This window comes from Parapedobacter tibetensis (assembly GCF_024704835.1).
Lineage (GTDB): Bacteria > Bacteroidota > Bacteroidia > Sphingobacteriales > Sphingobacteriaceae > Parapedobacter > Parapedobacter tibetensis.
In genome coordinates, this window is sequence record NZ_JAMXBE010000004.1 from 467,367 (window position 1) to 488,639 (window position 21,273).

The window sequence follows — 21,273 nt, forward strand, 5'->3', positions numbered from 1 at the left end:
AAGACCTATAAATTTCCTATCTTTGCGTCCTCAAAATAGAAAAATGGCACACCAAGTTCCGGAAGACGGCACATTACTTCCCTTGATGGAAGAATTTTACACCATTCAGGGCGAAGGATACCATACAGGTAAAGCGGCTTATTTTATCCGCTTAGGGGGATGCGATGTAGGGTGCCACTGGTGCGATGTGAAAGAAAGCTGGGATGCAGAGCTCCATCCACTCACAGCTGCCGATACCATCATCGAACACGCTAAGCAACACCCCTCAAAAGCGGTTGTCGTTACCGGCGGCGAGCCATTGCTTTATAACCTCGATTACCTCACCCAGGGGTTGCAATCTGCAGGTATCAAAGCGTTTATCGAAACCTCCGGCGCCTATCCACTGAGCGGGCATTGGGATTGGATCTGCCTCTCCCCAAAGAAATTTAAGTGGCCCTTGCCGGATGTCATCGCTGCTGCGGGTGAACTGAAAGTCATTGTCTTCAACAAAAATGATTTTGATTGGGCGGAGAAATATGCTGCTCAGGTCCCACCATCTTGCAGACTCTACCTGCAACCCGAATGGTCAAAGGCCCAGGAGATGACCCCGCTCATCGTGGAATATGTGATGCAAAACCCAAAATGGGAAATCTCCCTACAAACACACAAGTACCTGAACATTCCTTAAACCACTACCACTGTTTGGCTATTTCCGAATAAATTCTGTACCTTCGTATAAGATGACCAATTAACGGAATATGCCATTACGTGTAGCTTCATTATGTTCAGGCATGCCATTGCTTACACAAGCACTTTTGGCAAAGCTTGTTTTCGCCCAATACTGATGTATTGACACCAATCCACCAAGCGTTTATAGGGGTTCGATTTTGCGATTTCGTATCCTGTAGTTCTAACTTCGTATTTCAAATTTAAAGCCATGCCAATTTATCATACTTTGGGGAAAATCCCCCCTAAACGACATACCATATTCCGTAAGCCCGATGGCGGGTTGTACGCAGAGGAACTCGTATCAACACATGGATTTTCAAACACCTATTCGTTGGTGTACCACTGCCACCCTCCTACGCTTGTGAAGCAAATCAGTGAACCTTTTGCCGTCCATCCAAAAATCGCGCGAGAAAAGCATTTGAAGCACACCAGCCTCAAAGGATTTAACATCGCTCCGGCGGATGATTACCTCGATAGCAGAAAACCTGTTCTTGTAAATGCAGACCTACATATCTCACTAGCCGCACCAAGGCATTCGATGACAGATTATTTTTACAAAAACAGCCAGGCCGACGAGGTTATTTTTGTGCATAAAGGAAGCGGCCTGCTCAAGACCGGATACGGACAAATATCATTTGAATACGGCGATTACCTTTTGGTACCTCGTGGTGTCATCTACCAACTGCATTTTGACAACCCCGAGAACCGACTTTTCATCGTAGAATCGTTCAGCCCTATCCGTACACCCAAGCGGTACCGTAATGAGCATGGGCAACTGATGGAACATTCGCCATTTTGTGAACGCGACATGAAATTGCCGAGAGATTTGGAAACTTATGATGAAAAAGGTGACTTTAAGGTATTGATCAAAAAGGAGGGATTGATGTATCCCTATACATATGGCACCCACCCCTTTGATTTCATCGGATGGGATGGCTATCATTTCCCTTGGGGTTTCTCTATACACAATTTCGAACCCATTACAGGTAGGCTGCACCAGCCCCCTCCTGTGCACCAGACATTTGAAACGGACAGTTTTGTGCTGTGCAGCTTCTGCCCACGGATGTATGACTACCATCCGCAATCCATACCCACACCTTACAACCACAGCAATGTTGACTCGGATGAGGTACTGTATTATGTGGATGGTGATTTCATGAGTCGCAAAAGTGTGGAACGCGGGCAAATCACCTTGCATCCCGGAGGCATACCACATGGTCCACATCCCGGTACGGTTGAAAAAAGCATTGGTAAGACCAAAACGGATGAGCTGGCTGTGATGATCGATCCCTTCCGGCCGCTAATGCTTACGGAAGAAGCATTGGAAATAGAAGATAGGAATTATTATAAATCATGGCAAGAGTAAAATGGTTTGGAACGCAGATGACACAGATGGAACGGATAAGCACGGATGGTATAAAAATAATCCGCGTAAATCTGCCGAATCCGTATTATCTGTGTTCTATTAAATAAATGAAATTCAAATTACAACAATGACCAAAGAAACATTAACATTTGCAGAGAAAATAGCCAGGGCGGAGGATTTCCTGCCCATCAATGGCACTGATTTCATTGAATTATATGTGGGCAACGCCAAGCAATCCGCGCATTATTATCAGACGGCATTCGGTTTCCAACCTGAAGCTTACGCTGGACCCGAAACTGGTATACGAGACCGGGTTTCCTATGTGTTGCGGCAGCAGAAAATAAGGCTTGTACTTACCACAGCCCTACATGCTACCCACCCGATAAGCGACCACGTGAAGAAGCACGGCGATGGCGTGAAGGTATTGGCATTGTGGGTAGATGATGCTTATAAAGCATACGAGGAAACCACCAAACGTGGCGCCAAATCATATCAAGCGCCACGAACACTTACCGATGACTTCGGCGAGCTACGTACCTCCGGCATCTATACCTACGGAGAGACCGTACACCTTTTTGTGGAACGCAAAAACTATCAAGGCGTTTTCATGCCGGGCTATGAGAAATGGGAATCCGAATATAAACCCGAGGAGACAGGGCTATTATATGTAGACCACTGCGTGGGCAATGTAGGGTGGAACCGTATGAACGAAACCGTGAAATGGTACCAAGACGTGATGGGGTTTGTGAATATCCTTTCGTTTGACGACAAGCAAATCAACACAGAATATTCCGCATTGATGAGCAAAGTGATGAGCAATGGGAATGGTTACGTGAAATTTCCCATCAATGAACCAGCCGAAGGAGTGAAAAAATCCCAGATTGAGGAGTACCTTGAGTTTTACGAGGGCGAAGGGGTACAACATGCTGCCCTCGCGACCAACAATATCCTGCGCACCGTCAAAACGCTACGAGAACGGGGCGTGGAGTTCTTGAGCACACCACCCAACACATATTATGAAATGTTATCTGAACGCGTAGGAGAAATCGATGAGGAAATTAAAACCATCCAAGAATTAGGCATTTTGGTGGATCGCGACGAAGAGGGATACCTGTTACAGATATTCACTAAACCTGTACAAGATCGCCCTACGCTTTTCTTTGAAATCATCCAGCGTAAAGGAGCCCAAAGTTTCGGAGCGGGCAACTTCAAGGCTCTATTTGAAGCCATCGAACGCGAACAGGAAAAACGAGGCAATTTGTAACGGGATTGAACACAGACTGTGTCCGACTACTGGCGGATAACGCGGATTGAACGCATAAACACCGATGCAAACCTATTGTTAATGTAGCAAATCTGTTGCAATGCAACTTGTTTTTGGAACATTTTTTGACCTTATCATTTCAAAACAGTAAATTTGTATGGTATCAATAATCCATACTACACTAAAACAAAAAAAATAAAGATGAAAAAAATTGCTACAATATGCGCCATTTTGATTGCCTTTGTCTGTACAACTGCTCTGGGGCAACAAGCCAGCAAAGCAGAATTTAAATTCAACGCGGAATCACATGATTTTGGAAAAATACCTCAAAACAACCCGGTTTCGCATGAATTTAGCTTCACAAACGTGGGTACAGAGCCTATCATTATCAGTCAAGTGAAACCTTCCTGCGGATGCTCGGTTGCTGAATTTACAAAAACCCCCGTGAAACCCGGTGAGTCAGGCAAAATCAAGGTGACTTATGACGCAAAAGCCAAGCAGCCATTCACCAAAAACTTCACCATACGGTCCAATACAAAGACTCCTGTCAAGACCCTTTACATCAAAGGAGAAGTAACTGGTTAATAAGAGTTTTCTTGAAATATTAAAACCGCTATCCAATTAGCGGTTTTTTTTATTTCTGTTAAGTCAAATGCTATGCTTAATATTCATCTATAAAGTAAGTTTTCAATGGCAGATGAGAGATCGATAAATTGCATATAAGAGGCAATTTATCTAAGTTTGCAGCAAAATAACGCAAATCATGCCTTCAGTATCCATAAAAGGTCGCGAAATGCCGGCCTCCCCTATCCGTAAGCTCACGCCATATGCAGATAAGGCCAAACGGGAGGGCAAACACGTTTACCACCTAAATATTGGGCAACCCGATATTGAAACTCCACAGATCATGTTGGATGCCATCAGGAACATTGGTTTCAAGGTTTGGGCATACACGCCATCGGAAGGGACTGCTTCATACCGCGATAAACTGAGTGGATATTACAATAAATTAGGATACAATATTCTTCCGGAAGACATCTTGGTGACCAATGGTGGTTCGGAGGCTATCACCATCGCCATGCAAGCATGCATCAATCCGGATGAGGAAATCATCATACCCGAACCTTTCTATGCCAATTACAATGGTTTTGCGCGCTCGGCGGGCATTGTAGTCAAGCCCATTCTGTCTTATATAGACGATGGTTTCGCATTGCCGGCCATCTCCTCATTTGAGGAGTTAATCACTGAAAAGACCAAGGCTATTGCTATCTGCAATCCAAACAACCCCACGGGTTACTTGTATTCACGCAAGGAACTCGAGGCCCTACGCGACCTTTGCCTAAAGCATGACCTTTTCCTGCTGGCCGATGAAGCTTACCGGGAATTCTGCTATGACGGCAGCGCGTTTGTGTCGCCTATGCATTTGGAAGGTCTTGAACAGCATGTGGTTGTGCTGGATACGGTTTCCAAGCGGTATAGTGCTTGCGGTGCAAGGCTGGGCTGTTTGGTGACCAAAAATAGCGAGCTTTGGGCAGCGGCCCTTAAATTTGCGCAAGCGCGGCTCAGTCCACCAGCCGTGGCACAGCTTGCGGCAGAGGCAGCGATAGATACCCCCCAAAGCTATTTCGACGCAGTGAAAGCGGAATATACTGCCCGAAGGGACATATTGGTTGCAGGACTCAATAAAATTGACGGTGTTTACTGTCCCATTCCGGGCGGGGCGTTTTATGTAGTCGCCCGTCTGCCCATTGATGATTCCGATCGATTCTGCCAGTGGATGCTGGAACATTTTTCACACGAAAACCAAACCGTGATGATGGCCCCTGCCACTGGTTTCTATAGTTCTACAAATGCAGGAAAAGATGAGGTAAGGCTGGCTTATGTATTAAATATAAATGACTTGGAAAAATCATTAATATGCCTCGAGAAAGGGCTAGCGAAGTATCCGGGAAAGAAAATATAGCATTATAGACGATCGAGCACGAACTGCAATTGCTCTTCTTCATTGAGGTTGGTGTTATCCAATATGATGGCATCGTCCGCCCGTATTAAAGGGCTTTCCTCCCGTGTGGTATCGATATAATCGCGATGGGCCAAATTTTCGAAGACCTCCTCCAGTGTAATGTTTTCGCCCTTGTTTTTCAGTTCAAGGTAACGTCGTTCTGCACGTATCTTTGGATCGGCCGTCATGAAAATTTTCAAGTCAGCATCGGGAAACACCGTGGTACCGATATCGCGGCCATCCATCACGATATCCAGTCTTTTGCCAAGTTTCTGTTGCTGTGCCACCATAGCCACACGCACCGCCTTAATCGCACTCACTTCACTCACTAAGTCCGATACATACATTTGCCTGATTTCTTCTGAAACGTCTTCACCATTGAGAAAGATGCGGTTTTCGCCTGATTTGACTTCGAAATCCAGATTTATGTTCTCCAATTCCTCAGCGATGCCCTCCTCATCCTCAATTGGCCTAGCTACCCGTATCAAATGCAAAGTGACGGCTCTGTACATTGCCCCACTATCCACGTATAAATACCTGAGTTTGGTTGCCAGTGCCTTAGCTAATGTGCTTTTTCCGCAGGATGAATAACCATCAATGGCAATAATTTTGTTCGTTCTGATCATTTTTAATCAATTATTTCCACCAATCAAAACCCCGGGTTTATTCAAAATCGGTATTTTAATCAGATTGTCATCAATGATGCTTTCGGGAAGGAAAATATATTTCTTATCGTAGATGACGCCATCAATGTAATAACTGAGCCAATATTCATTGGTCAAACCAAATATATGCTCATCTATCGCCTCAATCTTGGCATACTCGTTTGGATTGATATCGCCAATAAAATGCCGTAAGATAGAAGTTTTAACTTCCTTGTCATGTTTAAGACCATAGCCCTTGGAGCTCACCATCACATTTTTAATGGGTATATCCTTTTGGTTGATGAGGTATACATTCCATACTTTTCCGGCGGGTGATTCACTTTCCAACACCACGGCAATGGAAATATCCTGGACTATATTTTTTGGCAAATCTTTTTTCATGTTATCAGTAGTCGGCTATCAGCTGGAGGCCGAAAGCCCTATTTCCTACCTCTCGCCTTCTTCTTTGGCTTTTTGTCGTCAGCTTCAGCCCATTTAAGCACATCAGCATAAGTGATATCTTGTACTTCGGCACCTTTGGGTATCTTGATATTCTGTTTGCCAAAGCGGATAAACGGCCCCCAGCGGCCGTTTTCTATACGTGCGTCAGGGTTTTCATCAAAGGTCTTAACAATTTTCTCGATATCCTTTTGTCGCTTTTCCTTGATAATCTGGATAGCAGACTCCTCAGTCACATCATGTGGATCGACATCCTTAGGCAAGGAGTAAAACGCGTTGTCATGACGGATATAAGGGCCGAATCTACCAATGGCCACGGTCATATCTTTGCTTTCAAACTCCCCTACTTTCTTGGGCAATTTGAATAACTCCAATGCATCTTCGAAAGTAATGGTTTCAATCATCTGTCCAGAGCGAAGGCTTGCAAAACGGGGTTTTTCCTCATCATCCGCTGCTCCTATCTGCACCATCGGGCCAAACCGCCCAATACGCACGCTGACTCGTTTGCCGGTTTCAGGGTCGATGCCCAGCTCCCTTTCATTGGTGGCCCGATCAGCGGTTTTAATCGTCATTTCCACTTCACTATGGAATGGTTCATAGAAACTATGGAGCATAGCGGTCCATTCTTTCAGTCCCTGCGCTATTTCATCAAACTCCTTCTCCACATTGGCGGTAAAATTGAAATCAACGATTCCTTTGAAGTGTTCAACCAAAAAATCATTCACCACTGCACCGATATCCGTTGGAAATAATTTGGTTCTTTCAGCACCTGTGATCTCGGCTTTCTTTAGGGTCGTTAGTTCACCTGCGTGGAGTTCCAATACCCGATAGTCCCGGGATTTCCCCTCACGGTCTTCCTTTACCACATAGCCACGGTTTTGGATCGTAGAGATGGTGGGCGCATAGGTAGAAGGACGGCCTATGCCTAATTCCTCCAGTTTTTTGACCAAACTCGCTTCAGTATAACGCGCTGGTGGGCGCGAGAAGCGTTCGGTGGCTGTCATGCTTCGCAATTGTACTTGTTGGTTCTTTTGCAATGGCGGTAGTAGGGTATTATCCGCATCGCTGTCGAAGCTGGGCTCGTGTTCATCATCCGTGGATTCGAAATAGACCTTGAGGAATCCGTCAAATTTCATGACTTCACCGTTAGCCACCAATTCTTCTTTACGTGTAGAAATGCCGATTTTTGCAATGGTCTTCTCGAACTCAGCCTCACTCATCTGTGAAGCGATTGCTCGCTTCCAAATCAATTCATACAGCCGTTTTTCGGCGTTGTCGCCATCTGTTGTATGCTGGTTAAAGTAAGTAGGCCTGATCGCTTCGTGTGCCTCCTGCGCACCTGCCGATTTAGTTTTGTATTGACGTAGTTTATGATATCTATCGCCGTATGCTGTCCTTATTTGCTGTTCGGCCTCTTGTAAAGCGGTATTGCTTAAATTTACTGAATCTGTACGCATGTAGGTGATTCGACCTGATTCATAGAGCCGCTGTGCCACGGACATGGTACGCGCCACCGAAAATCCGAGCTTGCGGCTGGCCTCCTGTTGCAATGTGGAAGTGGTAAATGGTGCGGCGGGGTTGCGTTTGGAAGGTTTGGTTTCCAAGCTATTGACGATAAAATCCGCATTTATACAATCGGCAAGAAAACGTTCTGCCTCGGCGACATCCACAAATCGTTGGGGCAATTCGGCTTTAAATAATTCCTTGGGCTTATCGGTATGGAAAATAGCCACGATTTTGAAAGCGGCCTCCGCCTTAAATCGATTAATTTCACGTTCACGGTCCACAATCAGGCGAACCGCAACAGATTGCACCCTTCCAGCGGAGAGAGCTGGCTTCACTTTTTTCCACAATACCGGGGAGAGCTCAAAGCCCACCAACCTGTCGAGTACCCTTCTGGCCTGTTGAGCATTTACAAGGTTGAAATCTATTCCCCTTGGCGTATCAATAGCCTTGAGTATGGCCGGCTTGGTGATTTCATGGAAAACAATCCGTTTCGTTTTGTCGGCACTAAGGCCAAGCGTTTCATATAGGTGCCAAGAAATCGCTTCCCCCTCGCGGTCCTCGTCGGATGCGAGCCATACCGTCTCTGCAGTCTTGGCCAATCTCTTTAATTCACTGACTATAGCCTTTTTATCAGAAGGAACCTCGTATTTTTGTTCAAAATTATTTGCCGTATCGATCGCATCATCAGTCTTCACCAAATCGCGGATATGCCCGTAACTAGACTTTACCAAAAAGTCTTTGCCCAGGTATCCTTCTATTGTTTTTGCTTTCGCTGGGGACTCTACAATCAGTAAATTTTTCGCCATTGATTCTTCAGATTTCTGCAAATAAAGGGATTTATTTAGGGAATGGCAAAACGTTTTGTGTTTTTTGATAAAAGTTGGAAAATCTGAAAGTCCAAAAGTTGGAACACGGGTGGCACGGATTTGACTGAATCTACACAGATTTTCCTATCTCCAGCAAGGGAGTCAGAAAATCATATCCAACAGAAAAAAACAAGCAAACACCACGGAGGCGATACCATTGGTGGTCATGAAGGCGCGATTTACACGCCTCAAGTCTGTGGGGCTAACAATCCAATGCTGGTAAATAAGCAATAGGATATAGAAAGCCACCCCTAGCATATAAAACCAGCCCAGCTGGATAAAAAACATGGGCAATGTCACAAAAATGGCCGAAAACATGTGAAAGACTTCCGATACCCTAAGCGCCTTTTGCTTCCCGAGCCATGCCGGGATGGAGTTCAAATTGTGCTCACGGTCAAACTCCTCATCCTGTAGCGCATAGATGATATCAAACCCTCCCACCCAAAACAATACCGCTAACGAATAGAAGATGGGTACAATATGGAATGTACCGGTGACCACGAGGTAAGCCCCTAACGGGGCCAAGCCCAGCCCCAAGCCCAAAATCAAATGACAAAGCGGTGTGAATCTTTTGGTATAACTATATCCCAGTACTACCGCCAAGGCCACCGGCGATAGGTAAAAGCATACCGGGTTGATAAACCATGTAGCTCCCACAAACAGGATGCAATTGATGATGGTAAATGCTAGTGCCTGCCGGGGGCTTATCCTACCTGCCGGAATATCACGCATGACCGTACGCGGATTTTCTGCGTCAATCTCCCGGTCCAAATAGCGGTTGAATGCCATAGCAGCGTTGCGGGCAAACACCATGCATGCTAACATCAATACCAGTTTCAACCAATCAAAGCCGTATTCAGTAGTATTGATGGCCAGAAAAAAACCAATGATGGCGAATGGAAGTGCAAAAATGCTATGCGCGAAGAGGACAAGTGAAAAATATTTGTTCATAAAGGAATAATCAGTAATCTACCTTCTCAACCTGTTGGAAGTTATTGTTGATTTCATCGATGGCAGTGAGCAATTGCGCACAGCCCAGCCGTGTTCCGGCAGAAGTGAGGAAATGGGGAGGCACTTCCTCAAACCATTGCAGCAATGCTTGCTGGAACTTTTCAACATGAGCGCCGGATCTGACTTGCGATAACTTATCAGCCTTGGTAAAGACCAACATGAATGGGATGCCATTTTCGCCAAGCCAACAGCAAAAATCCAAATCGTTTTGCTGCGGCTCAAGGCGGCTATCCACCAATACAAACACGCATTGCAGGTTTTCACGCGTCATAAGGTAACGGCGAATGAATTTTTCCCATGCAGCTCGATTGGTTTTGGAGGTCTTGGCAAAGCCATATCCCGGCAAATCCACCAAATACCAATTATCGTTAATCAAGAAATGATTGATTAACTGTGTTTTACCTGGAGTCTGGGAGGTTTTGGCCAAATGGCGTTTGCCCGTTAATGCATTGATGAGCGAAGATTTACCCACGTTGGATCGGCCAATGAAGGCATACTCCGGTAGGTTCGCTGCCGGCAGTTTATCCACCCGGGTATTGCTGCAAATGAATGTTGCCGATTTGATAACCATTGCGCAAATGTAAGGTTTCCTGTATTATTTTTTCAACCTAACCTACAAAGCGCCTTTGTGATCTCTGCGTGAACAGGATAGCACACTCACAATTATTTTAGCTAAATTCGCCACTATAAAACGTATAACCCATGAAACACCTCTGTATCGTGTTGATATTATTTTCCATGCATTTCGTCGTTTTTGGTCAAACACGATACGTAATGGTTATCCACGGCGGGGCGGGCACGATTTTGAAGAAAAACATGAGCCCCGAACAAGAAAAAGCTTTCCATGAAACGCTTACTCAGGCACTGCAAGCCGGGTATGCCCAATTGCAGGCGGGTAAAAGCAGTGTAGATGCGGTGGAAGCAGCCATCCTGATTATGGAAGACTCCCCCCTCTTCAATGCCGGAAAAGGCGCCGTATTTACGCATGAAGGCAAAAACGAACTTGATGCTTCCATCATGTCGGGCGCTAACTGCATGGCCGGCGCGGTGGCCGGTGTTACCACGATACGGAACCCCATAAGGGCTGCCCGGGCCGTGATGGAGCAATCGGAACATGTCATGCTAACTGGAAAAGGGGCCGAAACATTTGCCGAGTCCAAGGGGCTCGACATGGTAACCCCTGAATACTTCTGGACAGAAGGCCGATGGAAAGCATTGCAACGCGTATTGAAACAGGACTCTATCAATATGCAGCTCGACCATGATGGCAACCAACAATCGAACAAAACACCCCTTGATAAAGACTATAAATATGGCACCGTGGGTGCTGTGGCTTTGGATAAGGCCGGCAATCTTGCTGCAGGCACCTCCACAGGTGGCATGACCAACAAACGCTACGGACGTGTAGGCGATGCACCCATCATTGGGGCCGGTACCTTTGCCAACGACCGGGTGGGAATCTCCTGTACGGGTTGGGGCGAATTTTTCATCAGAGGCATCGCTGCTTATGATGTGGCGGCCCAAATGGAATACGCCCAAACACCCTTAGCCGAATCCGCCGCCAATGTCATTGAAAAAATCGGTAAAACGGGTGGTGATGGAGGGATGATTGCCTTGGATAGGGACGGGAACATCGCCATGCCGTTCAATACGGCCGGTATGTACCGGGGAGCAATTACTGAATCTGGGGAGGTAGAAATTGGAATATATCAATGAAAGGCTCAGCACAGCGCCAATTGCATACCACAGCTACATGGTTTAGGTTGCCATTCGGATCAATAGCGTTTCGTATTAATCTAGCGATTTGTTTGTTGCTTTCTACCTTACTTTTTAACGGGTGTCTTACCCGTAAAAACGCACTCCCATCAGACAGGACTGTCAAATCCAACCCCTATAAAAATAGAAAACCAGCAAGGGGCACCATCCTCACCGATGCATCCACTTCACCCAGGGATGTGCGTGCATCAGGGAAAGGCCTGCTTGAAGGATATGCAGAAGTGTTGGGTGTGAATACCAACGAATTGCAAAACCAAGCATTGTACACCTATATCGATGATTGGATGGGCACTCCTCATCGCCTTGGTGGTACCGACCGACGAGGAATCGATTGTTCCGCGTTTGTGGGTATGGTGATGCATGATATCTATGGTAAGCCGATACCTCGCGTTTCAAGGGAAATGGCACAGCACATTAAGCGCAAATATGAAAGGCAATTGAGGGAAGGTGACTTGGTTTTCTTCTCATTCGGCCGCAAGGATATCGATCATGTGGGCATCTACTTGCATAATAATAAATTTGTGCATGTATCCACCAGCAAGGGTGTAATTATCAGCGATCTCCACGATGCCTGGTATTACAAATATTTTACCCGAGCAGGCTCACCCAAATAGTAAATATTACGTTACTTATCTACTTGTTAAGTAGATTTTTTTATATTTTTACGATATGAAAGGATGTTTGGTCCTCATCATCGTAATCACCTTGGGTATGGCGAAACAGCCAGCAGTACAGAAACATGTGCCATTGGTTACGCTAGATAAGTTGGAAAAGCGGTTGGAAAACAGTGGTGATACTACCTTCGTAGTCAACTTATGGGCCACATGGTGTGCACCTTGTGTTGCTGAAATGCCCCATTTCGAAAAATTGCAACAAAACTATCAGTCGGCCCCCTTGAAAGTACTTTTCGTTAGTTTGGATACCAAACATAACCAAGCTACTGTAACAAAATTTGTCCACGAAAGGGGGTTGAAAAATGAAGTGTTATTGCTCGATGAAAAAAATGAGCAATATTTCATCGACAAAATTAGCACAGAATGGTCTGGAGCCATACCGGCGACACTGTTTGTGAATACAAGCAAAGGCATACGGGTTTTTAAGGAACAGGAGTTTGATTACCAACAACTCGAAAAAGATTATTTGTCTATTGTTCACCAATAAAAATTGAGTCATGAAAGTATTTAGTGTTTTATTAATCGGGTTGGCTACACTGTTTACAGCCAGTACCCCTACCTCCAATGACGGGTATCAACTCGGCGATGTGGTAGCGGATTTCAAGCTGAAAAATGTGGATGGCAACAAGCTATCGCTTGCCGACTACCCTGATGCAAAAGGGTTCATTCTTATTTTTACCTGCAATACTTGTCCGGTAGCAGTGGCAAATGAAGATCGCATCATCGCTTTAGACCAAAAATACAAGGCCTTAGGGTATCCGGTCATTGCTATTAACCCCAATGATGCCGGCGTAGCACCGAGGGAGTCATACGAGCAAATGCAGCAACGTGCCAAAGATAAAGGGTTTACCTTCCCTTATCTTCTCGATCCTGACCATGTTGTTACCAAGCGTTTTGCAGCGACACATACACCGCATACGTTCCTCCTACAAAAAACGGATAATGGCAACGTACTGCAATATATCGGCGCCATAGATGATGACAGTAGAGGTGGAAATCCCAGCACCAAATTTGTGGAAGAAGCCATCGCAGCACTGGAGGCGGGAAAAAGCCCCGACCCTAACAAGACAAAAGCGGTAGGCTGCACCATCAAGTGGAAAAAAAGTGAGTGATAAAGTGTATCTTCCTCACATTATCAATCCTGTGTTGCCTTTCGGTTGGATTTGATATACACATAAGCGCATCCCTCCAATCATAACTGAGGGTGCGCTTATGTCATAAAGCTTCAATCCGCTTGATGAATGCCTGTTGGATACGCCGTGTAACCTGACCTACATCCGTACTCACAACCAATTGCTCACTGCCTATTCGCATGGAACCAATTGCTGTTACTTGCATGGTAGTGCCCGTCAAAAAAGCCTCATCCCCAAAGGGTAAATCATTAACGGAAATAGCCTTTTCCTCGACTTCGATACCCATTTCTCCACAGAGCAAAATCACCAAGTTCCGAGTTATGCCCGGAAGGATATGTGGGCCTTCGGGATGTGTGTAAACAATGCCATTTCTCACAAAAAAGACGGAAGTACATGAGCCTTCCGTAACTAATCCGTTTCGTATGAGCACATTTTCTAAGACACCTTGTTGGTGGGCAAAATTATTTGCCAAGACATTTGCTATCAACGAAATGGATTTAATATTGCAACGATGCCACCTGAAATCTTCTGAAAGAATTACATCAACCAACTTCTGTTCGAACCCCCCTAAGGATAAGTGAAAGGCATATAGCAATACTGTTGGCTCAACATCTGCCGGGAAATAATGGGTTCGAGGTGCCGCACCCCTTGTAATTTGGATATAAACGGCTCCTTCGTTGCATCCAGCCCGAACAACGGCCTCCGATGCCGTAGTCTTCAACGAATCGACATCGTAGGCAATACCTACTTCTGCAAGACCAGCTTTCAACCGCTGGATATGTTCATCAGGGGTGAACAGCTTGTTCTGGTAAAAAGGGATAACTTCGTATATACCATCGCCAAGCATAAAGCCCCGATCGAATACAGAAACTGTGGCTTGGTCATGCGGCAACCATTGTCCATTTAAAAACACCTCCTTGGGATACGACTTCCTCATTTGATTTGAAACGATTAATTAGTAAACGGGAGCCAATATACAGGTTTTATGGTATATTTAGAACGAATTTAAATTGCCATTCCCTATGGATACCTTCATCCCCAACTTCACAGTGTATGGTTTAATTGGTAACTTTAGGCATTTTAAATTCCAAAATATGTATGGATGATTTTATAGCTGCTCGTTCACAAATGGCAATGTCCCTGGGGTTCCACATCATTTTTGCATGCGTGGGGATGGTCATGCCGTTTTTCATGGCCATATCACATTTTATCTACCTCAAAACAGGCAACCCAATTTATAAGGGGCTGACGAAGGCATGGAGCAAGGGCGTGGCCATATTGTTTGCCACAGGGGCTGTATCTGGCACGATGCTTTCCTTTGAATTGGGTTTGCTCTGGCCTACCTTTATGGAGCATGCAGGCCCAATCTTCGGCATGCCTTTTTCTTTGGAGGGCACCGCTTTTTTCATAGAGGCCATTGCGCTCGGTTTTTTCCTGTATGGTTGGGACCGACTGAAACCGTGGTTCCATTGGGTCACCGGGCTGATTGTAGGACTTAGCGGATTAGCCTCAGGCATATTGGTGGTAGCCGCCAATGCTTGGATGAACAGCCCCGCAGGGTTCGATTTCGTCGATGGGGAGTACCTAAACATTGACCCGATACAGGCGATGTTTAACGATGCATGGTTTTCCCAGGCATTGCATATGACCTTGGCTGCATTTGCGGCTACCGGATTTGCCGTGGCCGGCATCCATGCCTTGATGATTCTCAAGCGAAAAAACGTGGCCTTTCATACCGCCGCTTTCCGGATTGCTGCCTTATCCGCTTGTATTGCTGCTGTGTTACAACCTATCAGTGGAGATATTTCAGCCAAGGATGTAGCCAAGCGGCAACCGGCAAAGTTGGCCGCCATGGAGGCCCATTTCGAAACCGAACCCAGGGCTCCATTCATTATTGGTGGCATTCCCGATGAGGAACAAGAAACCGTGAAGTATGCCATCAAGATACCCGGATTACTGAGCTTCCTTGCACATGGCGATGTAGACAAACCTGTAATGGGACTGAAGGATATCCCGAAAGACGAGTGGCCTCCGGTCGCCATTACGCATTATGCATTTCAGCTGATGGTGACATTGGGCATGTTGCTGGTATTGCTGTCCCTTCTTTATTTCTTTGCCCTCACCAAACGAAAAACTTGGTTGGTAAGCAGGTGGTTTCTTCGCTTATTTGTCATTGCCACCCCAATGGGTTATATTGCGGTGGAGGCCGGGTGGGTTGTCACGGAAGTTGGCCGTCAACCTTGGATAATCCATGGCATCATGCGTACCGCGGATGCGGTGACCCCGATGCCGGGTATCGTTTATTCCTTCTATTTGTTCACCGGGGTCTTCCTTTCTCTATCGGCCATTGTGGTTTTTCTGTTGTACCGCCAGATGAAAATGGTGGGTAAGCTCTATGATGTGACCGACCCCAATTACCAGCCCAAGCAATAATCACTATGTTATACGTCGTAATCATATTCCTCTGGGCGTCCATTTGCTTGTATCTATTACTAGGTGGCGCCGATTTTGGTGCCGGCATCGTGGAACTGGCTGTAGCCAAGAAACACAAGTTGCTAGTAAGGAACATCATGTCACGCGCCATTGGACCCGTTTGGGAAGCCAACCACATGTGGTTAATCATTGCCATTGTCATCCTCTTCGTTGGCTTCCCCAAAATATACACGACTATGTCCGTGTATATGCACATCCCCCTTGTTGCCATGCTATTAGGCATCATTGCCCGGGGCACGGCATTCGTTTTCAGGAGCTATGATGCGGTAGAAGATGATTGGCAGCAGGTATATTCTCGGATTTTTACTTGGTCAAGTATGGTGACACCCTTTTTCCTGGGTATTATCGCAGCCTCTACTGTTTCCCGTACGATAGACCTCCAGGCCACCGATTTCATTTCTGCTTACATAGGCAGTTGGTTGAACTGGTTCGGGCCAGCTATTGGCCTTTTTACGATCACGATATGTGGGTACCTTGCCGCGACTTACGCCATAGGAACCGTGCGAGATGAGCAACACAAATCATTGGTTATCCGTGTTGCCAAGCATATGATCTTTGCTGTAGTTGGGGCCGGTGTGCTGGTCTTCCTTGCTGCCATGTATTCAGGGATACCGTTGATCGACTGGATATTTGGAGGCCTGATAGGCCAAACAGCAATCCTATTGGCCACGATTTCATTGGCTTTTACATTTATTGCGTTCAAAAAAAGGAAAGCAATAGCTGCCCGTCTGTTGGCTGGCTTTCAGGTGACGATGATTTTGCTTGCCGCCACTTACCAGCATTATCCGGAACTTATCTTATTCAAAAATGAAGGGGGTTTGTCCCTGATTGAACATGCGGGAAATGACCAAACGATTTCATCGCTGGCGTGGGCACTCATGCTGGGCAGCATCTTCATACTTCCCTTTTTATTCTATTTGATGCGTGTGTTTAGCAAAGAATTACCTTAGCCTATAAATATGACACCACACAAACGTTAAGCTTTTGTAATATCCTTTGATTATTCCGATATTTGCATGGTGACTTGGATTTGGGAAGCCGAATTTCGATTCATCGGGAGTAGGAAAGTCTCAAATCTCATGTCTAACATCTCAAATCAGACAAAAGATGGTTACGATAACAGAAAAAGCAAAGCAACATATCCTTGATATCATACGTGATAAAAACTACGACAACACTTATTTTATACGTGTGGCGGTGGAGAGTGGTGGTTGCTCAGGGTTGAGTTATAAACTCGACTTCGATAACGAGGAAAAAAAGGGTGATCAGCTATTTGAAGATAACGGTATCAAAATCTGTCTGGATATCAAATCCTATTTGTACTTGGCTGGCACTGAGCTTGATTATTCGGATGGCCTCACTGGAAAAGGGTTCGAATTTCACAATCCGAATGCCTCCCGTACGTGTGCTTGTGGAGAGAGTTTCGCGGTATAAGCATTTCACACCTCCCCCCTACTTCAACACAAACAAATCATCTACCCCTAGTAACCTGCGGCATGTAAATCCTTCCGCATGCGTTGCGCCGATATACTTACCATATTCCCGGGCACGACCCTCGATATACTCAAGAAAATCGGGTTTTGAAATGTACGTTTCGGGTTCGTTTTCCTTATAGGTGCTATTGAAGAATTGCGATTGAAAGGCTTTTATTGCATCCACTTTCTTTTCCCAATGGTCACTTATATCCACCACAATATCTGGCTTGATGTAATAGTCCTGGATCAGCTGCAATACCAGTCTTGCACGGTGAGGAACTTGGGTACTGTCCTCCTCGATCGTTTCTATTTTCCGCAAGCCAGCCAAAAAAACCGAATCGTTGATTAGGTCGCCCGCCCGCCCATGGTCGGGATGACGGTCATGCAACGCATTGGAAATGATGATTTCGGGGCGGTATTTACGTATAACCTGGATAACTTTCAACTGATGGGATTCGTCATTTCTAAAAAACCCATCGCGCAAACCCAAGTTTTCCCGCACTGACAGGCCGAGTATACGAGCCGCATCAAGTGCCTCCATCCCTCTTGTCTCGGGTGTACCACGGGTGCCCAGTTCTCCACGAGTCAAGTCAACGACTCCAACTTTCCGCCCCATGGACACATGCTTGAGGATGGTGCCGCCACAACCCAGTTCGGCATCATCAGGATGCACAGCTATCACTAATATATCCAGTTTGTTATTTTCCTTCATGTCCGATATTCAACAAGTTCGGCACAAACTTAGATAACTTGCCGTTTATATACAAGTTATCGGTTCCACATCAAAAATATCGGTAAGTGGGTCGTTCGAGGCTGCGGATTATGTTTTCAATCTCGAAATCCTCTTCCGGATTATAGGTGTTTTTGAGGTTGTGTCCGAATACCCTTGCAACGGATTGGTAAAAAAAGGCGGTGACACCACCTCGCAGTTCGCGCACAACTTCATAACTGGAATTTCCAGTCTGGCGGTCGATAAGCTTGATCAATATTTCTCCCTGCGATATGGTGAGGTTCTTCACTTCCCTATTGAACATGTCTTTGATTTCCTTTTCACAGTCCTTTACCAATCGCTTTTGTTTACGTTTATTAGCGGTTACGGCTAAATCACGGTATAGCTGCTGATACCTGTTTTGTGCAAATTTTGCATAAGGCAGTACCTTGATTACATTATACCGCAATCGCATATACCGGGCTTTGTCTTCTGGGCTTTTGAAAATACGTCTCCGCGTTACCTCCACCTCAGGGATCAGCATCCAGGGCACAAATTCTCCATTTACCACAGTAGTAGGTACCCTAATACGCTGTGGCTGCTGGGCTGTAGACATCTGCGCAATGGTGTCTTGCGCCGCAACTTCGCCCACAGGTAAAAAAAAACTCAAAAAAAACAACAGCCTTAGATGGCCCATGTGTATAATAATTACCGCTCCGAGATCCTGTTACAATATTAATTATTATCCGTATATTTATAAATTAAACGAATAGGTAAACTACTCGTCCAATAATCATATAGATGGATATACAAATATAGTAATTCTTAATACAAAGTGTAAGGTGATATATGAAAGAATTAGTGGTTGATTTAGAGGCGGAGAGCAAAGAAATACGCAAAAGATACCGTGCATTGTTACGCGCCTGTAAGCCTACGTTGCAGCGTGGAGACAAGCAAATGATACGGAAGGCGTTTGATATGGCATTGGACAGCCATATGGATATGCGTCGGAAATCGGGCGAACCTTACATATATCATCCGATAGCTGTTGCCCAAATTGCCGCCGAGGAAATTGGCCTAGGTACTACGTCCATCGTATGTGCCATGCTACACGATGTGGTAGAGGACACGGATATTTCCCTAGAAGACATCGAACGTGAATTTGGCAAGAAAGTGACCCGTATCATTGATGGGTTGACAAAAATATCGGGCATATTTGACCCCAACAGTTCCATGCAGGCCGAGAATTTCCGTAAGATGTTGCTTACCCTCGCGGATGATGTGCGGGTTATTCTCATCAAGCTTGCTGACCGACTGCATAACATGCGTACCATGGATTTCATGCCTCGGGACAAGCAATTGAAAATAGCATCCGAAACGTCGTATCTGTATGCTCCACTGGCGCATCGTCTTGGCCTCTATGCGATCAAGTCCGAATTGGAAGACCTTTCCATGAAGTATACTGACCCCGACACCTATAAGTTCATTGCCAAGAAGCTGAACGAAAAAAAGGCAGAAAGGGAGCGCTTCGTTTACAATTTTGTGGAACCTATCAAGGAGATATTGAATGAGCAAGGCGTCAAAGCCAATGTTTTCGGCAGGCCAAAGTCCATCCACTCCATCTGGAATAAAATGCGCAAGAAATCCATTCCTTTTGAAGAAGTGTATGACTTGTTTGCCATCCGGATCATCATTGATTCAGAACCGGAAAACGAAAAGGCCGACTGTTGGAAAGCCTATTCCATTGTGACCGACCTCTACCGGCCCAACCCGGATAGATTAAGGGATTGGGTTTCATCGCCCAAAGCCAATGGATACGAATCGCTGCATACGACCGTGATGGGTCCGAAAGGGCAATGGGTGGAAGTTCAAATCCGTACCGTACGGATGAATGAAATTGCCGAAAAGGGATTTGCTGCACACTGGAAGTACAAGGAATCCAATTCAGACAGCGGGCTCGATCAATGGATTCATAAAGTGCGAGAAATATTGAGCAATCCGGAACCTAACGCGCTTGATTTCCTCGATGATTTCAAAATGAATCTCTTTTCTGACGAGATTTTCATCTTTACTCCCAAGGGCGCGCTCATCCAGCTCCCGCACAACGCCACTGCATTGGATTTTGCCTTCGAAATCCATTCCGATCTTGGAGCCAGTTGTATCGGGGCCAAGGTCAACCACAAGCTGGTACCCTTGAGCCACCAATTGCAGAATGGCGACCAAGTGGAGATCATCACCTCCAGTAAACAGACTCCTAAAGAGGATTGGCTGAACTTCGTGGTCACTGCCAAAGCCAAATCCAAAATAAAATCTGCCCTCAAGGAAGAAAAAAGGCGAGTGGCTGAAGATGGCAAAGAAATTCTCGAGCGGAAACTGAAGTCACTTAAGATTACCTACAATACCGAAAACATCAACAAACTGACGATGTTTTTTAAATATCCTTCATCGCAGGAATTGTTTTATAATGTGGCCAAGGGAACCATCGACATTAAAAACCTGAAGGAGTTTGTCCTGAGCGAAAAGACCATAGAACAACAAAACGGACAGCAGTTCAATTCACATATAAGCGGGTTGGTCGAAAAGATCAACAAAAAGGACTATGAAACGTTGCTAATCGGTGATGATTTGCAAAAAATCGACTACACGCTCTCCCCTTGTTGTAACCCTATCCCTGGTGATGATGTGTTTGGGTTCATCACCGTCAATGAAGGCATCAAGATACATCGCACCAATTGTCCGAATGCTGCCAAACTGATGGCCAATTATGGTTACCGTATCGTGAAAGCCAAATGGACGTCGCAGAAAGAACTGGCTTTCCTTACCGGATTGCATATTGTGGGCATCGATGATGTGGGGCTTGTAAATAAGATCACAAAGGTCATTTCGGACGATTTCAAAGTGAATATCCGGTCTATTACCATTTCAAGCAACGAGGGTATTTTCGAAGGGTCCATCATGATTTTCGTTAATGACACGGCACATCTCGAGAATCTTATCGAACATCTTAAGCAAATCAAGGGCATTACAGGGATCACACGTTTTGATTCGGATAATTGAAGACCGCAAAGGCGCTCTGCTTTCTCGCGAAGGCCGCTAAGGAATGGGCTTGGTGCACTTTGCGTGAAACTGGCAATCTGTTGTGCACCCCTTGTATATCCGGGCAACTTTATGTAAGTTTGTACATTAA

General features: G+C 45.6%; 21 protein-coding genes. 13 read left to right on the top strand and 8 right to left on the bottom strand.

The features are described from left to right. The first annotated feature begins 43 nt into the window (after positions 1-43). The 5 genes from NF543_RS09380 to NF543_RS09400 all read left to right on the top strand — a co-directional run bounded on the left by NF543_RS09380 (position 44) and on the right by NF543_RS09400 (position 5,301). Positions 44-667, top strand: coding sequence for a 7-carboxy-7-deazaguanine synthase QueE (locus NF543_RS09380; RefSeq protein ID WP_257667860.1), 624 nt, complete (start codon positions 44-46; stop codon positions 665-667). Positions 668-916: 249 nt separating this feature from the next. Beyond that, positions 917-2,074 carry a homogentisate 1,2-dioxygenase gene (locus NF543_RS09385; RefSeq protein ID WP_257667861.1) on the top strand — a complete coding sequence of 386 codons (1,158 nt, stop codon included), beginning with the start codon at positions 917-919 and terminating at the stop codon, positions 2,072-2,074. 127 nt (positions 2,075-2,201) lie between these two features. After that, positions 2,202-3,338: a 4-hydroxyphenylpyruvate dioxygenase gene (gene hppD / locus NF543_RS09390; RefSeq protein ID WP_257667862.1), complete on the top strand. Its 1,137-nt coding sequence runs from the start codon at positions 2,202-2,204 to the stop codon at positions 3,336-3,338. A gap of 201 nt (positions 3,339-3,539) precedes the next feature. Then, positions 3,540-3,923, top strand: a complete 384-nt coding sequence (locus NF543_RS09395) for a DUF1573 domain-containing protein (RefSeq protein ID WP_257667863.1) — start codon at positions 3,540-3,542, stop codon at positions 3,921-3,923. 178 nt (positions 3,924-4,101) lie between these two features. Next, positions 4,102-5,301 carry a pyridoxal phosphate-dependent aminotransferase gene (locus NF543_RS09400; protein ID WP_257667864.1) on the top strand — a complete coding sequence of 400 codons (1,200 nt, stop codon included), beginning with the start codon at positions 4,102-4,104 and terminating at the stop codon, positions 5,299-5,301. A 2-nt stretch (positions 5,302-5,303) separates the two neighbouring features. Here the strand turns inward: NF543_RS09400 and cmk are convergent, their stop codons facing one another. From cmk to yihA, 5 genes are all read right to left on the bottom strand, one after another. Then, positions 5,304-5,966, bottom strand: coding sequence for a (d)CMP kinase (cmk, locus tag NF543_RS09405; RefSeq protein ID WP_258171703.1), 663 nt, complete (start codon positions 5,964-5,966; stop codon positions 5,304-5,306). Positions 5,967-5,972: 6 nt separating this feature from the next. After that, a complete protein-coding gene (locus NF543_RS09410) occupies positions 5,973-6,386 on the bottom strand; it encodes a hypothetical protein (protein WP_257667865.1) in 414 nt (137 codons plus the stop codon). A 38-nt stretch (positions 6,387-6,424) separates the two neighbouring features. Next, positions 6,425-8,755 (bottom strand): type I DNA topoisomerase, encoded by a 2,331-nt coding sequence (gene topA, locus NF543_RS09415; protein WP_257667866.1) that lies wholly within the window; start codon positions 8,753-8,755, stop codon positions 6,425-6,427. 162 nt (positions 8,756-8,917) lie between these two features. Next, positions 8,918-9,766, bottom strand: a complete 849-nt coding sequence (locus tag NF543_RS09420) for a UbiA-like polyprenyltransferase (protein WP_257667867.1) — start codon at positions 9,764-9,766, stop codon at positions 8,918-8,920. A gap of 10 nt (positions 9,767-9,776) precedes the next feature. Continuing rightward, on the bottom strand, positions 9,777-10,397 hold the full coding sequence (gene yihA / locus NF543_RS09425; protein ID WP_257667868.1) for a ribosome biogenesis GTP-binding protein YihA/YsxC: 621 nt from the start codon (positions 10,395-10,397) through the stop codon (positions 9,777-9,779). A gap of 131 nt (positions 10,398-10,528) precedes the next feature. Between yihA and NF543_RS09430 the strand changes: the two genes are divergently transcribed. The 4 genes from NF543_RS09430 to NF543_RS09445 are packed head-to-tail and all read left to right on the top strand — an operon-like array spanning position 10,529 to position 13,388. Continuing rightward, positions 10,529-11,542, top strand: coding sequence for an isoaspartyl peptidase/L-asparaginase family protein (locus NF543_RS09430; RefSeq protein WP_257667869.1), 1,014 nt, complete (start codon positions 10,529-10,531; stop codon positions 11,540-11,542). Further along, a complete protein-coding gene (locus NF543_RS09435) occupies positions 11,539-12,216 on the top strand; it encodes a C40 family peptidase (RefSeq protein ID WP_257667870.1) in 678 nt (225 codons plus the stop codon). Before NF543_RS09430 ends, NF543_RS09435 begins: the two co-directional genes overlap by 4 nt. 55 nt (positions 12,217-12,271) lie before the next feature. Then, complete coding sequence (locus tag NF543_RS09440; protein WP_257667871.1) at positions 12,272-12,763, top strand: TlpA disulfide reductase family protein; 492 nt, start codon at positions 12,272-12,274, stop codon at positions 12,761-12,763. A 10-nt stretch (positions 12,764-12,773) separates the two neighbouring features. After that, on the top strand, positions 12,774-13,388 hold the full coding sequence (locus tag NF543_RS09445; RefSeq protein ID WP_257667872.1) for a thioredoxin family protein: 615 nt from the start codon (positions 12,774-12,776) through the stop codon (positions 13,386-13,388). Between the two features lie 103 nt (positions 13,389-13,491). Here NF543_RS09445 and NF543_RS09450 read toward each other — a convergent pair whose 3' ends face one another. Further along, positions 13,492-14,346 (bottom strand): aminotransferase class IV, encoded by an 855-nt coding sequence (locus tag NF543_RS09450; protein WP_257667873.1) that lies wholly within the window; start codon positions 14,344-14,346, stop codon positions 13,492-13,494. Positions 14,347-14,507: 161 nt separating this feature from the next. Between NF543_RS09450 and NF543_RS09455 the strand changes: the two genes are divergently transcribed. From NF543_RS09455 to NF543_RS09465, 3 genes are all read left to right on the top strand, one after another. Beyond that, on the top strand, positions 14,508-15,842 hold the full coding sequence (locus NF543_RS09455) for a cytochrome ubiquinol oxidase subunit I (protein WP_257667874.1): 1,335 nt from the start codon (positions 14,508-14,510) through the stop codon (positions 15,840-15,842). A 5-nt stretch (positions 15,843-15,847) separates the two neighbouring features. Next, the gene (locus NF543_RS09460) at positions 15,848-16,852 is read left to right on the top strand and encodes a cytochrome d ubiquinol oxidase subunit II (RefSeq protein ID WP_257667875.1); all 1,005 of its coding nucleotides are present in this window, start codon (positions 15,848-15,850) and stop codon (positions 16,850-16,852) included. 157 nt (positions 16,853-17,009) lie between these two features. Further along, positions 17,010-17,336 (top strand): HesB/IscA family protein, encoded by a 327-nt coding sequence (locus NF543_RS09465; protein ID WP_257667876.1) that lies wholly within the window; start codon positions 17,010-17,012, stop codon positions 17,334-17,336. Positions 17,337-17,354: 18 nt separating this feature from the next. Here NF543_RS09465 and bshB1 read toward each other — a convergent pair whose 3' ends face one another. Continuing rightward, the gene (gene bshB1 / locus NF543_RS09470; protein ID WP_257667877.1) at positions 17,355-18,089 is read right to left on the bottom strand and encodes a bacillithiol biosynthesis deacetylase BshB1; all 735 of its coding nucleotides are present in this window, start codon (positions 18,087-18,089) and stop codon (positions 17,355-17,357) included. A 70-nt stretch (positions 18,090-18,159) separates the two neighbouring features. Beyond that, positions 18,160-18,783 carry a DUF4294 domain-containing protein gene (locus NF543_RS09475; protein WP_308378688.1) on the bottom strand — a complete coding sequence of 208 codons (624 nt, stop codon included), beginning with the start codon at positions 18,781-18,783 and terminating at the stop codon, positions 18,160-18,162. A gap of 152 nt (positions 18,784-18,935) precedes the next feature. On the opposite strand from NF543_RS09475, the gene NF543_RS09480 reads away from it, so the two are divergent. After that, positions 18,936-21,143: a RelA/SpoT family protein gene (locus NF543_RS09480; protein ID WP_257667878.1), complete on the top strand. Its 2,208-nt coding sequence runs from the start codon at positions 18,936-18,938 to the stop codon at positions 21,141-21,143. Positions 21,144-21,273 lie beyond the last annotated feature (130 nt).

What these genes read in the sequence shown, in the direction of transcription:
- NF543_RS09380 (WP_257667860.1), top strand. Translation starts at nt 44, where the DNA reads ATGGCACACCAAGTTCCGGAAGACGGCACATTACTTCCCTTGATGGAA.
- NF543_RS09385 (WP_257667861.1), top strand. Translation starts at nt 917, where the DNA reads ATGCCAATTTATCATACTTTGGGGAAAATCCCCCCTAAACGACATACC.
- hppD (WP_257667862.1), top strand. Translation starts at nt 2,202, where the DNA reads ATGACCAAAGAAACATTAACATTTGCAGAGAAAATAGCCAGGGCGGAG.
- NF543_RS09395 (WP_257667863.1), top strand. Translation starts at nt 3,540, where the DNA reads ATGAAAAAAATTGCTACAATATGCGCCATTTTGATTGCCTTTGTCTGT.
- NF543_RS09400 (WP_257667864.1), top strand. Translation starts at nt 4,102, where the DNA reads ATGCCTTCAGTATCCATAAAAGGTCGCGAAATGCCGGCCTCCCCTATC.
- cmk (WP_258171703.1), bottom strand. Translation starts at nt 5,966, where the DNA reads ATGATCAGAACGAACAAAATTATTGCCATTGATGGTTATTCATCCTGC.
- NF543_RS09410 (WP_257667865.1), bottom strand. Translation starts at nt 6,386, where the DNA reads ATGAAAAAAGATTTGCCAAAAAATATAGTCCAGGATATTTCCATTGCC.
- topA (WP_257667866.1), bottom strand. Translation starts at nt 8,755, where the DNA reads ATGGCGAAAAATTTACTGATTGTAGAGTCCCCAGCGAAAGCAAAAACA.
- NF543_RS09420 (WP_257667867.1), bottom strand. Translation starts at nt 9,766, where the DNA reads ATGAACAAATATTTTTCACTTGTCCTCTTCGCGCATAGCATTTTTGCA.
- yihA (WP_257667868.1), bottom strand. Translation starts at nt 10,397, where the DNA reads ATGGTTATCAAATCGGCAACATTCATTTGCAGCAATACCCGGGTGGAT.
- NF543_RS09430 (WP_257667869.1), top strand. Translation starts at nt 10,529, where the DNA reads ATGAAACACCTCTGTATCGTGTTGATATTATTTTCCATGCATTTCGTC.
- NF543_RS09435 (WP_257667870.1), top strand. Translation starts at nt 11,539, where the DNA reads ATGAAAGGCTCAGCACAGCGCCAATTGCATACCACAGCTACATGGTTT.
- NF543_RS09440 (WP_257667871.1), top strand. Translation starts at nt 12,272, where the DNA reads ATGAAAGGATGTTTGGTCCTCATCATCGTAATCACCTTGGGTATGGCG.
- NF543_RS09445 (WP_257667872.1), top strand. Translation starts at nt 12,774, where the DNA reads ATGAAAGTATTTAGTGTTTTATTAATCGGGTTGGCTACACTGTTTACA.
- NF543_RS09450 (WP_257667873.1), bottom strand. Translation starts at nt 14,346, where the DNA reads ATGAGGAAGTCGTATCCCAAGGAGGTGTTTTTAAATGGACAATGGTTG.
- NF543_RS09455 (WP_257667874.1), top strand. Translation starts at nt 14,508, where the DNA reads ATGGATGATTTTATAGCTGCTCGTTCACAAATGGCAATGTCCCTGGGG.
- NF543_RS09460 (WP_257667875.1), top strand. Translation starts at nt 15,848, where the DNA reads ATGTTATACGTCGTAATCATATTCCTCTGGGCGTCCATTTGCTTGTAT.
- NF543_RS09465 (WP_257667876.1), top strand. Translation starts at nt 17,010, where the DNA reads ATGGTTACGATAACAGAAAAAGCAAAGCAACATATCCTTGATATCATA.
- bshB1 (WP_257667877.1), bottom strand. Translation starts at nt 18,089, where the DNA reads ATGAAGGAAAATAACAAACTGGATATATTAGTGATAGCTGTGCATCCT.
- NF543_RS09475 (WP_308378688.1), bottom strand. Translation starts at nt 18,783, where the DNA reads ATGGGCCATCTAAGGCTGTTGTTTTTTTTGAGTTTTTTTTTACCTGTG.
- NF543_RS09480 (WP_257667878.1), top strand. Translation starts at nt 18,936, where the DNA reads ATGAAAGAATTAGTGGTTGATTTAGAGGCGGAGAGCAAAGAAATACGC.